Genomic DNA, 13,216 nt, shown 5'->3' with positions numbered 1-13,216 from the left:
CGCCGTCAGGCGGCCCGCCGGGACGTGTGGCCTGTCCTCGAGCCCACCTGGAACTGAGCCATCAGCTGATCGAGGGTCGTTGCCTCCTGGACGAATTGCTGGATTGCCGCGCTCGATTCTTCAACCATTGCCGCATTCTGCTGGGTGTTCCTGTCAATGTGGCCAATCGCTGAGTCGATTTCGGCCAGCCCCTGTGCCTGGCTCTTCGCACCATCGATGATCTTGCAGATCTCCCGGCTGATCGCCTGAACCTCCGTCGAAATCGTGCTCAGCGCCTCGCCCGCCTGGTCGACCAGCGACACACCGTGGCGGACTTCCTCGCCCGAGGTGTTGATCAGGGCCTTGATCTCCTTGGCGGCATTGGCCGAGCGCTGCGCGAGCTCGCGGACTTCCTGGGCGACGACTGCGAAACCCTTGCCGGCTTCACCGGCGCGGGCTGCTTCGACGCCGGCGTTGAGCGCGAGCAGGTTCGTCTGGAAGGCGATTTCGTCGATGACGCCGATGATGTTGGAGATCGACTGCGACGACTGCTCGATGCGGCTCATGGCGGAGACGGCATCAGTAACGATGGTTCCGGAACGCTCTGCACCCGTTCTTGCCTGGTTGACCAGCTTGCCGACCGAATCTGCGACGGATGCCGTCTCCTTGACGGTCGACATCACGCTGGACAATGCGCTTGCGGTCTCTTCGACGGAAACCGCCTGGCGTTCACTCCGCGCTGACAGGTCGTTGTTGGCGTGGTCGATCTGACCGGCACCATTCCGCAGGACAGTGGCGACCTGGCCAACCTGGGACACGACGACTTCGAGTTTCTGGACAGAAGCGTTGAAGGAGGTCCGCAATTCATCGAGCGGGCCGGAGAAATTGCCGTCGATACGGCACGATAGATCGCCATCTGCCAGCTTCTGCAATGATTTCGCCAGTTCGGCCACGGCGTAGTCGATTGCTTCGGCTTCCCGCGCCTTCTCCGCTTCCCGTTTGGAGCGTTCAGCCTCGGCAGCGGCATCCGTGCGTCGGGCACGATCGGCCATCTCAACCGCTTCGCGCTCGGCGGCAACCGCCTCGGCAACCGCCTTGTCCGAGACATCGAAGGCTTTGACGACGGCCGATGTCAGGGCGATCAGAACCACGCTCTGCACGATCAGCACGACGGCATGCAGAATGACGCGTGAGAAATCGGAATCGCCCGGGAACACGGCCAAGGGCATAGCGACATAAAGCAGGAGATGGTGGACCGCGACGAGGGCGGCATAGCCGATGATGGCCCGCCAATCGATCCAGGCTGCGCAGATTGCCAGGCTTGCGAAGAAATACATATGCAGGTCGATCTGCAGCGGCGATCCCTGGAACGCGAAAACGAGGATGGCAACGGTTGCTGCATTGGCCATCGAGGTCACCATACGGGTGGTCGCGCCAGTGCGATCGCGGCTCCACAGCAAGGTGGCCGGCAGCAACAGCATGACCGTGCCGAGGATCATCGTCCAGTCGGCACCTTCCTCGCGAAAGAGGTTGCGGATCACGATCAGGGCAAAGTTGGTCCAGAGCAGTCCGACGATGCCGTAAGAGACCCTGTCTCTGAGCTTCTCAAGTTCGTTCATGTGTTCATTCCTTGCAGGCAACCAAGTGCCAGATCATGGTTGATGACGAGCAACGCGCCCGCGTCGAGCAGCCGCTCCGCGAAATCGGGAGCCTGCGAGTAGGCGACCGACATCCAGGGGACGCTTCCGGCCCAAACAAAAGCGCCGTCTGCCCGGTCGATGACGGCCATTGAACCAGCCGCTTGCGCAGTGGGTGAGGTTACGACGAGCACGAAGGGGCCGGACGGCCTTGCCGCAATGACAGCGACGACGGCGACCGCCAGCGAGAAGTAGACTGCGGAAATAAGGAACTTCATGGGCCTATGGATGTTCGCCGGGCGAAGGCTCCAGCGAAAGCCATACGCCCGGCATGCAATCAGACAGTTGGTTAAACCATGAACATTTCTAAGATATGCTTAATTGAACGGTGAACCCCCCACATTCTTTGGGGAATTCAGCTTCGCAAGCGCCATAGGAAAGCCAGGACAAATCGTCTGCCTTAACCGTTTCGTATGTATCGGCATGTTAGAAGACCTAAATACTGCGGGAAGAAATCGGGCTTCCGGCAGACGAGGCCCAACACATCGCATGGTCAGGACGGTATTGATGAGCGGACTTGCAGAAGATTTCCAGAAGGTCACGGCCTTCATGCTGAAGCACCAGATCGCCGGTCTCCCGCGCAATTTCGAACTGGTCCATGAAGCCTTTACCGCCGGAAATCTGGAGCTTGCGCGCGAACTCGCAGCACTCGGCACACGCCCGCCGCAAATGGCACTCGACCAGCTCGGCCTCAAGCATCGCATTTCCGCTCATTGCGGCGTTTCGGCCGAGCGGTTGCAGGACGAGACCCTGAAGACGCTGACCCGAATGAGCAATCACCTGTCGCTCGGCCTCACCCAGAAGCGGGCCTTTACCAATTCGGTGGAGGGTGTCATCCGCTCGATCCGCGAAGATGAGTCCATCGGCATCAATCAGCTTCTCGGCGAGCTGAACCTGCTCTCCTCGATCGCAACAGACATGATCAAGGCCGAGACCGCACTTTCATCAGAGGTCGCGGAAGGGCTGGAGAGCCTGATAAGCGCCGATCGCGGCATCCGCGCCGCCCAGGCAGCGATGAACCGAGATCACCTGACGGGGCTCGCGAACCGCATCAGCCTCCTCCAGAAGCTGGAAGAGGCCCATGCCGAGGCCTCGGCTGCCAAGCCGAGTGCGCTCGTGCTGATCGAGATCCTCGATCATTCCGGCCTGAAGCAGCAGTATGGCGACGAGGCCGTGAGCAAGCTCATCAGGGGACTTGCCGGCATTTTCCGCAAGGCCATCAAGAAGCATGACGTCATCGCGCGGATCGAGGCCGACACCTTTGCCTTCGTCTTCGATGGCATCAATGCCGATGAGGCGCATATCATCGCCGAACGGCTGTTCACGACGGCGGAAAACAATCTCGTCTTCGCCTCGGCAACCTCACAAAATGCCGGCGGGCTGCCGCTAGCCATCGGCCACGCCATGGCCCACGAGGCGCCGGATCCGACAAGCTGGCTTGCCATTGCCAAGACAGCCACGATGCTGGCCCGGCAGAACCCGCGCCAGCCGATCATCGGCCACAAGCCCGGCAAGCGCAACGTCGCCTGACGGAATCGGCTGACAGCTTCGACTGACGGCTTCGACTGGCAGGTTGAACTGGGCGCCCTCGCCCGCTTGCCTTTGGCCGTGACATCGGCCAAAAGCCAGAACCATGATCACCATCAACGACATCTCCGCCCGCATCGCAGGCCGCCTGCTCATCGACCATGCCAGCGTCTCGCTGCCGGCCGGCACAAAGGCTGGCCTTGTCGGCAAGAATGGAGCGGGCAAGTCGACCCTCTTCCGCATCATCACGGGTGATCTGGCCTCCGAAAGCGGCAATATCTCGATCCCGAAAAACGCTCGCATCGGCCAGGTCGCACAGGAAGCGCCGGGGACCGAAGATTCGCTGATCTCGATCGTGCTTGCCGCCGACAAGGAACGGGCGGCACTGCTTGCGGAATCCGAAACCGCGACGGACCCGCATCGGATTGCCGAAATTCAGACGCGTCTGGCGGACATCGGCGCGCATTCGGCTGAAGCCCGCGCCGCAACGATCCTGTCGGGCCTTGGCTTCGACCACGCGGCGCAGCTGCGCCCGGCTTCATCCTTTTCCGGCGGCTGGCGCATGCGCGTGGCGCTCGCCTCAGTGCTTTTCGCCGAGCCGGACCTGCTGCTGCTCGACGAACCGACCAACTATCTCGACCTGGAAGGCACGCTCTGGCTTGAGGACTATGTGCGGCGCTATCCGCACACGGTCATCATTATCAGCCATGACCGGGATCTTCTGAACACGGCCGTCAATTCAATCATCCATCTCGATCAGCAGAAGCTCACCCTCTATCGCGGTGGCTATGACAGCTTCGAGCGTCAAAAGGCCGAGAACGACGAACTGCAGACCAAGGCCAAGGCGAAGAACGACGCGGCGCGCAAACATCTGCAGAGCTTCATCGACCGCTTTCGCGCCAAGGCAACCAAAGCCAAGCAGGCCCAGAGCCGCATCAAGGCGCTGGAGCGCATGGGCACCGTGGCAGCGGTGATCGAGGATCACGTCCATCCGATCACCTTCCCCAAGCCGGAGAAGCAGCCCGCCTCCCCGATCGTCGCGATTTCCGCGGGGGTGGTCGGCTATGAGCCCGGCAAACCGATCCTGAAGAACCTCAATCTGCGGATCGACAATGACGACCGCATCGCGCTGCTCGGCTCGAACGGCAATGGCAAATCGACCTTTGCAAAGTTCATTTCCGGACGTCTGGAAGCCCAGGGCGGACAGTTGAAGACCGCGTCGAGCCTGAAGATCGGCTTCTTCGCCCAGCACCAACTCGACGATCTGATCCCGAATGAAAGCCCGGTCGCCCATGTGCGCCGGCTGATGCCGCTGGAGCCGGAAGCCAAGGTGCGTGCCCGTGTCGCGCAGATGGGCCTGGCGACCGAGAAGATGGAAACGGCCGCCAAGGATCTCTCGGGCGGCGAGAAGGCCCGTCTTCTCATGGGGCTTGCGGCCTTCCACGCGCCGAACCTTTTGATCCTCGACGAACCGACGAACCATCTCGACATCGACAGCCGCAAGGCACTGATCGAGGCGCTCAACGACTATGAGGGCGCCGTCATCCTGATCAGCCATGATCGCCATCTGATCGAGGCGACCGTCGACAGGCTCTGGCTGGTCAACAACGGCACTGTGACCAGCTTCGACGGCGACATGGAGGAGTATCGCTCGCTGATCATCGCATCGGGCAAAAAGCCGGTCGAGAAGGACAAGGTCGACAGCGGTGCTGACACCGTCAACAAGGCCGAGCAGCGCAAAGCGGCGGCCGACCGGCGGGCGAGCCTTGCGCCCCTGAAGAAAAAGATCAACGAAGTCGAGGCCTTGACGAAGAAGCTGGAGAGTTTGATTCAGGCGCTCGACAAGGAGCTTGCTGACCCGATGCTGTATGAAAAGGCACCCGCCAAGGCGGCCGAAAAAGCCAAACAGCGCGGCGAAGCGGCCGCCAAGCTTTCAGCGGCGGAAGAGCAGTGGCTCGAACTTTCGGCCGAGTATGAAGAAGGCATGGCCGGCTAAAGCCCACGCGCCTGCTTCCCCCAGAACGGCGCCGAGGCCTCCAGCGCTATCCTTCTCCATGCTGGCGAGGATCCTCACCGCACCGATATCGGCGGCAGCCGCGATCTGCATCAGGCCGCTACGCCTTCTTTTCCCACCGCCCCTCGGGACTCTGCTGCCAGTAGGTCAGTGCATGTCCCGCGGCCTTGAGCTTCTTCCACTGGCCGCGCGCTGCCTCGAGCTGCGCAGCGTCATAGCCGTCGAAAACAAAGACCACGCGGTCATAGGCGAGATCCTCCGGCGGCTCGGCTCCATCCACCAGGAAACGAACGCTCGCTGCATTGCGGTTTTCCCGTTCGATCGTGAGCAGCACGGGTTGCCGATCCGGCGATGCACCCTCATCCGTGCCATGCGGGAGAAAACTCTCCTCCCGAAAGGTCCAGAGATGGGCATCGAGCGCATCACGCCGTTCGGCATCGCGCGTCTGCACGGCAACTTTCCAGCCGCGCTCGACGCTCTTCTCCAGGAGAGGCGGCAGCGCATCCTCGAGTTTCGATTCCGTCAGGTGATAGAACAGGACTTCGGCCATCCGGCGCTCAGGCTCCAGGATCACGACTCGTAGTTTGCCCGCACGAGTTCGTCGAGCAGGCGGACACCGTAGCCGGAGCCCCAGGACTGGTTTACCTCGTCGTTGGGCGAGCCCATGGCGGTACCGGCGATATCGAGATGCGCCCAGGGGGTGTCCTTGACGAAGCGCTTGAGGAACTGGGCAGCCGTGATCGAGCCCGCCAGACGACCGCCGGTGTTCTTCATGTCGGCGAACTTCGAGTCGATCATCTTGTCGTATTCCTTGCCCAGCGGCATGCGCCACAGGCGTTCGTTGGTCACCTTGCCCGCCGCCAGCAATTTTTCGGACAGGTCGTCGTCGTTCGAGAACAGGCCGGCCTGCTGATTGCCGAGCGCAACCGTGATGGCGCCCGTCAGGGTGGCGAGGTTGATCATGAAGGCCGGCTCGAAACGATCGTTGCAATACCAGAGTGCGTCACAGAGAACGAGGCGTCCCTCGGCATCGGTGTTGATGACCTCGATGGTCTGGCCCGACATGGAGGTCACGATATCACCCGGACGCTGGGCATTGCCGTCCGGCATGTTCTCGACAAGGCCGAGGATGCCGATGGCGTTGACCTTGGCCTTGCGGGCCGCCAGCACGTGCATGAGACCGGCCACTGCGGCTGCGCCGCCCATGTCGCCCTTCATGTCTTCCATGCCGCCGGCCGGCTTGATCGAAATACCGCCCGTATCAAAGACGACACCCTTGCCGACGAAGGCGATCGGCTTGTCCTTGGACTTGCCGCCCTTCCACTGCATGACGACGAGGCGCGGCGGACGCACCGAGCCCTGTGCCACGCCGAGAAGTGCGCCCATGCCGAGCTTTGACATCTCCTTCTCGGTGAGAATTTCGACCCCGACGCCGAGCTTTTCGAGTTCCTTTGCTTTGGCGGCAAATTCGAGGGGACCGAGAACATTGGCTGGCTCATTGACCAGATTACGGGCGAGCACGACGCCTTCGGCAATGGCTTCGGCTTCGGCAAATGCCTTCTTCGCGGCGGCCGCCTGCTCGGTCACGATGGTCACCTTGACAGTCTTTGCCGTCTTTTCCTCTTCGTCGTCCGCCTTCTTCTTCGTCTTGTAGGTGTCGAACTTGTAGGCGCGCATCAGCATGCCCAGGGCGAAATCGGCAGCCGCCTTGGGCGTTACGTCAATGCCAGACGCATCGAGATAGACCGCGACGTTCTCTGCCCCCTTCAAGGCGGCCGTCGCAGAACCGCCAGCCTTCAGCCAGTCATGGGCAGCCAGTGAATCAGGCTTGCCCATTCCGAGCGCCACGAGGCGATCTAGCGCGGAACCATGCGGTGCGACGATATCCAGCGTCGAAAGTGCCTTGCCGGTGAACTTCCCAGCCTTCGCTGCACGGGCGAAGACACCCGCCGGATCCGCCTCCGTCGCCCCTGCAGGCTTCTCTGCGCCAGACGCCGTCAGCAGGATGGCGAGGCCGCCTGTCGCAGTGTGGGACTTGGCGAAAGAGATGACGAGTTTCAACGACATTTGGGGGCACCTTGAATTGGTATGACGGAAGGGTTGCAGGGATCATGGTCTTTTCGCAAACGATGGCAAGAGTTTGCCCCGTCATTCGTCGCCTCATCCCCGGATTGCTCGGATCCGTCACGAGCGTGTCCGATTTATCGCGGTGCCAGAAAAAACAATTTTACGGGACCGGGGAAAATGCGATGGGCTGGTCGCCAAATCGACGCAAGCGTCGTAGAGAAAGTCGATCCTCGGCGCGAAGTCTGCGTGTCGCGCCTGCAAGGGAACCCTATGAAGATACTCGAACAATACATTCTGCGACGGGTCGTCCTGATGTTTCTTACAGCACTGCTTCCGGTGCTGGCGATCATCTGGACCACGCAGGTATTGCAGCGCATCAACCTCGTGACCGACAGCGGGCAGTCCGTAGGCTCCTTCATGGTGCTGGCGACGATGATCCTGCCCACCATCGTCGCGACGGTTTTGCCCTTCGCACTCGTCATCGGCATCACCCATACGCTGACCACGATGAACAACGATTCGGAGCTCGCCGTGATCGACGCGGCCGGGGCACCTCGTTCGATCATCCAGCGGCCATTGATCCTGCTTGCTGCCGGGCTCAGCATCTTCTCCTTTGTCATGATGGGCTTCGTCGAACCCGCCATGCGCGTCAATGTTCGCACGATGATCGCGACCGCCTATGCAGACCTGCTTTCTTCGGTCATTGAGGAGAAGACGTTTCGTCAGATCGAGCCTGGTCTCTATGTCCAGATTTCCGAGCGCCAGTCGGGACGGACGATGAAGGGCCTTCTGGTTGCCGATTCCCGCGACCCCGCCTCCGAACTCATCTATTATGCGCGCGAGGGCGCCGTGGACGAGAGCGGCAAGTCGCTCGTGATGCAGGACGGCGAAGTGCAACGCAAGGCGCCGAGTGGCGACGTAACCGTAATCCGCTTCGATCGCTACGCTTTCGACCTTTCGGACCTGTCCGAGGAGCGCGGCCAGGCACGGTTCAGTGCGAAGGACCGCGATCTCTTCTATCTGATGGATCCGGATCCGCTCGACGAGCGGTACATCGCCAAGCCGAATGATTTCAGCGCAGAACTTCACCGCCGGATCAGCGCCTCCTTCTTCCCGCTCGTCTTTGCCTTGATCAGCCTGATGATGTGCGGGGATGCCCGCTCCCATCGCGAGGCGCGCCTGCACCCGATGGCGTCGGCCTTGCTGATGGCGCTCACATTGTTCTGGGCGTCGAACTACATGACTTCGCTGGCGGAGGCTTCGACCGCACTCGTCCCGCTGCTTTATCTTGTTCCGCTCGCATGCGGCGCTGCGGCTGCCTTCATGCTGGTCACGAACCGCAGCCCGAAGCTGCCCAAAGCGATCTCGTCCCTGATCCAGACTGCGGTGACGCTGACACAGAAGCGCCTCGGCGCAGGAACCGGAGGTGCCGCGTGATCTGGACTCTGGGCCTCTATTTCTTTCGCCGCTACATGATCACCGCGTTCTGGTTTCTGCTTGGCGTCGTCTCGATTACCTATCTCATCGATTTCACCGAAACCTCGGGCCGGTACGACAGCCTGCCGGGTTACTCGGTCCCCGGCGTCCTCTACCTGACCGCGCTACGGCTGCCGCTCATCCTCCAGCAGACCGTGCCCTTCATCGGCCTGTTCGTCGGAATGGCGACGCTGATCGCGCTGAACCGCAAGTCCGAACTGGTGGTCGCGCGGGCGGCGGGCATTTCCGTGTGGCAGTTCATGACCCCCTTTCTTGTCGGCGCCACTCTGCTCGGATTGCTGACGATGCTGGTGATCAACCCCCTGGCAGCCTGGGGCGCAAGGCAGGGCACCGAAATCGAGACACAATGGCGCGGAACCTCGGGCAGTTCCAAGCCCGCACCCATTCCGTGGCTGCGCCAATCGAGCGGAGATAACGATGTTGCGCTTGGCGCGCGCGCCGTCCTGGAGGATGGGGCGCTGCTGGTCGATGCCGTATTGCTGCACTTCGACCCGGATGGCCGCATCATCCTTCGTCAGGATGCACGCACTGCGAAGTTGAAAGATGGTTACTGGATGCTTACCGACGTGCTGGAGACACGTCCCGGCGAGATCCAGTCGCGCGTGGCCGATGCGCGCGTGGCCACCAACCTCAACGAGGAATTCGTTCAGCAACGACTGGCAAAGCCTGAAAGCGTTGCTTTTTATGATCTTTTTCGGAAAATTGAAGTTGCCCGGTCATTCGGAATCGCGCCATATGCGCTCGAGACCCAGTTCCACTCGCTGCTTTCGCTGCCTTTCCTGATGATTGCAATGACACTTATCGCGGCAACCGTTTCGCTGAAATTCAGCCGTATCAACCAATCGAGGACGGTGATTCTCGGTGGAATATTGTCAGGCTTCGTGCTTTATGTTGTCACAGTGCTCGTCAGGGCATTCGGAAGCAGCGGCGTCATGCCGCCGTATGTTGCGGCCTGGGTCCCAGTTGTCGTAGCGATGGCATTAGGGGCAACGATTCTGCTTCACAAGGAGGATGGTTAGTGGCGGTAAAAGACCGCGGGAATATCAGGAGGCTCTCAGTAGCCCTGCTGACCAGTGTCGCTGTGTGCGCTTTGCCGTTCACCGCGCCTCTCGTGCATGCGCAGAGCCTGTCGGACTCAGCGACGACGGCAAGCAAACTCCCTGATGACGCGAAGCTGCTCCTTGCAGCCAATGAACTCGTTTATGACCGTGATGCCGAGCGCGTTGTCGCGAATGGCGCGGTCCAGATCAATTATGCGGGCTACCAGATGGTTGCCCGACAGGTCGTCTACGACCAGAAGACGGGTCGCGTCACCGCGGCCGGCAATATCGAACTCGTGGAGCCGACCGGCAACCGCATCTATGCGGAATCGCTTGATGTCACGGACAATTTTTCCGACGGTTTCCTGAGGGCGCTTCGCGTCGAGACCTCCGACAATACGCGTCTTGTTGCCGAAAGCGCCGAGCGCGTTGGCGGCACCCAGATGATCCTGCACAAGGGCGTCTATACGGCCTGCCTGCCTTGCGCCGAAAATCCGTCGCGACCGCCGATCTGGCAGGTCAAGGCGGAACGGGTCGTGCAGGACGGCAAGAAGCAGACCGTTCGTCTGGAGAAGGCACGGTTCGAACTTTTCGGACGCTCGATTGCCACTCTGCCTTTCATCGAGGTTCCCGACAATACAGTGAAGCGGAAGTCCGGTTTCCTCTTCCCCGAATTCCGCTCGGGTGAAAATGTCGGCTTCGGCATTTCGGTTCCCTATTATATTGCCATTGCGCCGGATCGCGATGCAACGATCACGACGACCGGATTCAGTGCCCAGGGCGTGCTTCTGGAAGCCGAAGTTCGTCAGCGGTTTGAAAAGGGACAGGCCAGCCTGCGCCTTGCCGGCATAAGCCAGATGAATACCGACGAGTTCACCGCTGGCACCAGCGACGCCCAGCGGGATTTCCGCGGCCTCGTCGCGTCCAAGGGCGACTTCAAGATCAATCCGCGCTGGAGCTTCGGCTGGGACGTGATGTTCCAGACGGACAACAACTTCGCGCGTACCTATGGCGTTGAAGGTCTGAACAGCTCGACCAACACCAACACCGCCTACCTGACCGGTGTCGGCGAGCGCAATTTCTTCGACATGCGCGGCTACTACTTCGACGTTCAGGACGCGGATCTTGAGAACACCGCCGAAGAGAAGCAGGCTACGGTCCTGCCGGTCATCGACTACAGCTATTATGCGCCTGAACTCGTGGCAGGCGGCCAGCTGTCCGGAACGCTGAATTTCACCTCGCTCTCCCGTTTCTCGGACGAAACGGCTGATATGGATGACGACGGCGTCGACGATCTCTATCGTGGCCTCAAGGGCAATATGAACCGCCTCAGCGGCGAACTCGCATGGGAGCGCACCTTTGATGGGCCGGGCGGCCTGCAGATCACGCCTTTGCTCGCCGCACGCGGCGACGTCTATGGTCTCGCAATGGATACGCCTGCCAATTATGCCGGCAGCTACACCTCGAACGACGCTCCGGCGCGCGCCTTGCTGACGGCTGGCGTCGAGGTTCGGTATCCCTGGCTGATCACCAGCGACAACAGCACGCATATCATCGAGCCGATCGCCCAGATCTATGCACGCAACGACGAGGACTACGCGGGCGAATTGCCCAACGAGGACTCGCAAAGCCTGGTCTTCGATGCGAGCAACCTCTTCTCGCGTAACAAGTTTTCAGGCTTCGACCGCGTCGAGGGTGGAACGCGGGCCAATGTCGGCATGCGTTACACGGGCAGCTTCGACAATGGCGTCGGTGTCCGCGCGGTTATCGGCCAGTCCTATCATCTGGCTGGCCTGAACTCCTATGCGACCGAGGACCTTCTGGCTGTCGGCACCGATTCAGGTCTCGAGACGGATGTCTCCGATTTTGTGGCATCGGCTGGCTTCGAACTGCCGGTGGGCCTGTCCCTTTCCGCCGGCGTGCGCCTGGATGAGAAGACGCTCGAAGTTCGCAGAACCGACCTGAACGCCACTTACGCGCAGGACCGCTTCGAGACGAGCCTGACCTTTACCCATGTCGATGCCCGTCCCGAATATTCCTTCGACGAAGACAATCAGACCGTCGCCAGTTCATCGACGATCAAGCTCAATCAGAACTGGTCCGTTTTCGGTTCGGTCAACTACGATATCGACGCGAATTCGTTCAACCGCCGCAGCGTGGGCATTTCCTATGCTGACGAATGTACCGTCTTCTCGATCGCCTATTCGGACAAGTATGACCCGAACGACGAGACCGCAAACGACTGGACGGTCGGCGGCAGGCTGGTCTTCCGCACGCTCGGCGAGATCAATCTGAGCGATACGTCGTTCTGACGTCGGAACCGCTTCTGCGGAGGTCATTGTTTTGCCGCACGGATTGTGCAATCCGTGCGGCAGTTTTAAACTCCGTCGTACGTTTAATGTTGAACGTCCGGATGATGCATGATCTTCCGGAGAAAGGATTACAGATGGCTACAGCGAAAAAGGGCACCAGCGTCTTGCTTGCCGGCGTCATCGCGCTGTCCCTGAGCGTGAGCCCCACTCCGATGAGCGCACCGGCTCAGGCAGCGACATCCGTCGTCGCCGTCGTCAACAAGACGGCGATCACGAGCGGTGATGTCGCGCGGCGTGCCGCTTTCCTGCGCCTGCAGCGCCGCAGCGGCAACCTGCAGAAAATCGCCAAGGAAGAACTCGTCAACGAAGCTTTGAAGCGCGAAGAGATCGCCCGCGTCGGCCTGTCTGTTAGCACGGCGGATGTCGACGCCTCGTTCGAACGCTTCGCCAGTTCGAACAAGCTGTCGGTCTCGCAGCTCACTTCGGTCCTCGATCGGGCCGGCGTCGGCGCGGCACATTTCAAGGCTTATATTGCGGTTTCGATGAGCTGGCCGCGTCTGGTCAATGCCCGTTACGGCGCCGGTTCGCGCGGTCGTCTGTCGAACCAGGATCTCGTCACGCGCCTTCTGGAAAACAAGCAGAAGCCGATCACGACCGAATACTTCCTCAAGCAGGTCGTCTTCGTCGTACCCGCATCGAAAAAAGGCATCGTGGGCAAGCGCAAGGCGGAGGCAGAGAAGTCCCGCGCCTCCTTCCCAGGCTGCGATCAGGCGATGGAATTCGCCAAGAACTATCTCGACGTCTCGATCCGCAATCTTGGCCGGGTGCTGGAGCCGGAATTGCCACCGGAGTGGAAGCCCCTGATCGAGAAGGCGAATGGCGGGACGACCGGCACACGCGTGACCGAACGTGGCGTCGAATATCTCGCCATCTGCAATCAGCGCCAGGTCTCCGACGATGTCGCAGCAGAGGTTGTGTTCCGCGCCGAGGACATCGGCAAGGAACAGCAGGGCGAGAACCCGAACGCCGAGAAATACCTCGAAGAACTGCGGTCCAAGGCCCAGATCGTATTGCAGTAAGCGG

At 60.8% G+C, this 13,216-nt stretch carries 10 protein-coding genes; 6 read left to right on the top strand and 4 right to left on the bottom strand.

The genetic code is table 11. From position 1 onward, the window contains the following. Positions 1 to 5: 5 nt before the first annotated feature. A complete protein-coding gene (locus tag QTL56_RS01950) occupies positions 6 to 1,598 on the bottom strand; it encodes a methyl-accepting chemotaxis protein (RefSeq protein WP_289393362.1) in 1,593 nt (530 codons plus the stop codon). Beyond that, positions 1,595 to 1,894 carry a hypothetical protein gene (locus QTL56_RS01945; protein ID WP_229575843.1) on the bottom strand — a complete coding sequence of 100 codons (300 nt, stop codon included), beginning with the start codon at positions 1,892 to 1,894 and terminating at the stop codon, positions 1,595 to 1,597. The genes QTL56_RS01950 and QTL56_RS01945 overlap by 4 nt, the downstream gene beginning before the upstream one ends. Before the next feature lie 289 nt (positions 1,895 to 2,183). Here QTL56_RS01945 and QTL56_RS01940 point away from each other — a divergent pair, with 289 nt between their 5' ends. Both QTL56_RS01940 and QTL56_RS01935 read left to right on the top strand, forming a co-directional pair. After that, positions 2,184 to 3,206 carry a diguanylate cyclase domain-containing protein gene (locus QTL56_RS01940; RefSeq protein WP_245137491.1) on the top strand — a complete coding sequence of 341 codons (1,023 nt, stop codon included), beginning with the start codon at positions 2,184 to 2,186 and terminating at the stop codon, positions 3,204 to 3,206. A gap of 103 nt (positions 3,207 to 3,309) precedes the next feature. After that, a complete protein-coding gene (locus QTL56_RS01935; RefSeq protein ID WP_245137492.1) occupies positions 3,310 to 5,199 on the top strand; it encodes an ABC-F family ATP-binding cassette domain-containing protein in 1,890 nt (629 codons plus the stop codon). Between the two features lie 118 nt (positions 5,200 to 5,317). Here the strand turns inward: QTL56_RS01935 and QTL56_RS01930 are convergent, their stop codons facing one another. Continuing rightward, positions 5,318 to 5,767, bottom strand: a complete 450-nt coding sequence (locus QTL56_RS01930) for a DNA polymerase III subunit chi (RefSeq protein WP_229575840.1) — start codon at positions 5,765 to 5,767, stop codon at positions 5,318 to 5,320. Positions 5,768 to 5,787: 20 nt separating this feature from the next. After that, a complete protein-coding gene (locus QTL56_RS01925) occupies positions 5,788 to 7,284 on the bottom strand; it encodes a leucyl aminopeptidase (RefSeq protein WP_245137493.1) in 1,497 nt (498 codons plus the stop codon). 270 nt (positions 7,285 to 7,554) lie between these two features. Between QTL56_RS01925 and lptF the strand changes: the two genes are divergently transcribed. The 4 genes from lptF to QTL56_RS01905 all read left to right on the top strand — a co-directional run bounded on the left by lptF (position 7,555) and on the right by QTL56_RS01905 (position 13,212). Beyond that, positions 7,555 to 8,721, top strand: coding sequence for an LPS export ABC transporter permease LptF (lptF, locus tag QTL56_RS01920; protein WP_229575838.1), 1,167 nt, complete (start codon positions 7,555 to 7,557; stop codon positions 8,719 to 8,721). Positions 8,722 to 8,756: 35 nt separating this feature from the next. Continuing rightward, a complete protein-coding gene (gene lptG, locus QTL56_RS01915) occupies positions 8,757 to 9,800 on the top strand; it encodes an LPS export ABC transporter permease LptG (RefSeq protein ID WP_229576020.1) in 1,044 nt (347 codons plus the stop codon). Continuing rightward, positions 9,800 to 12,133 (top strand): LPS-assembly protein LptD, encoded by a 2,334-nt coding sequence (locus tag QTL56_RS01910; RefSeq protein WP_245137494.1) that lies wholly within the window; start codon positions 9,800 to 9,802, stop codon positions 12,131 to 12,133. Before lptG ends, QTL56_RS01910 begins: the two co-directional genes overlap by 1 nt. 134 nt (positions 12,134 to 12,267) lie before the next feature. Then, positions 12,268 to 13,212, top strand: coding sequence for a SurA N-terminal domain-containing protein (locus tag QTL56_RS01905; protein ID WP_229575836.1), 945 nt, complete (start codon positions 12,268 to 12,270; stop codon positions 13,210 to 13,212). Positions 13,213 to 13,216: the final 4 nt, after the last annotated feature.

This window comes from Peteryoungia algae, from assembly GCF_030369675.1.
In the GTDB taxonomy this organism is placed as follows: Bacteria; Pseudomonadota; Alphaproteobacteria; order Rhizobiales; family Rhizobiaceae; genus Allorhizobium; species Allorhizobium algae.
This window is presented reverse-complemented; position numbering and strand designations above follow the sequence as displayed.

What these genes read in the sequence shown, in the direction of transcription:
- QTL56_RS01925 (WP_245137493.1), bottom strand. Translation starts at nt 7,284, where the DNA reads ATGTCGTTGAAACTCGTCATCTCTTTCGCCAAGTCCCACACTGCGACA.
- QTL56_RS01940 (WP_245137491.1), top strand. Translation starts at nt 2,184, where the DNA reads ATGAGCGGACTTGCAGAAGATTTCCAGAAGGTCACGGCCTTCATGCTG.
- lptG (WP_229576020.1), top strand. Translation starts at nt 8,757, where the DNA reads ATGATCACCGCGTTCTGGTTTCTGCTTGGCGTCGTCTCGATTACCTAT.
- QTL56_RS01930 (WP_229575840.1), bottom strand. Translation starts at nt 5,767, where the DNA reads ATGGCCGAAGTCCTGTTCTATCACCTGACGGAATCGAAACTCGAGGAT.
- lptF (WP_229575838.1), top strand. Translation starts at nt 7,555, where the DNA reads ATGAAGATACTCGAACAATACATTCTGCGACGGGTCGTCCTGATGTTT.
- QTL56_RS01905 (WP_229575836.1), top strand. Translation starts at nt 12,268, where the DNA reads ATGGCTACAGCGAAAAAGGGCACCAGCGTCTTGCTTGCCGGCGTCATC.
- QTL56_RS01935 (WP_245137492.1), top strand. Translation starts at nt 3,310, where the DNA reads ATGATCACCATCAACGACATCTCCGCCCGCATCGCAGGCCGCCTGCTC.
- QTL56_RS01950 (WP_289393362.1), bottom strand. Translation starts at nt 1,598, where the DNA reads ATGAACGAACTTGAGAAGCTCAGAGACAGGGTCTCTTACGGCATCGTC.
- QTL56_RS01945 (WP_229575843.1), bottom strand. Translation starts at nt 1,894, where the DNA reads ATGAAGTTCCTTATTTCCGCAGTCTACTTCTCGCTGGCGGTCGCCGTC.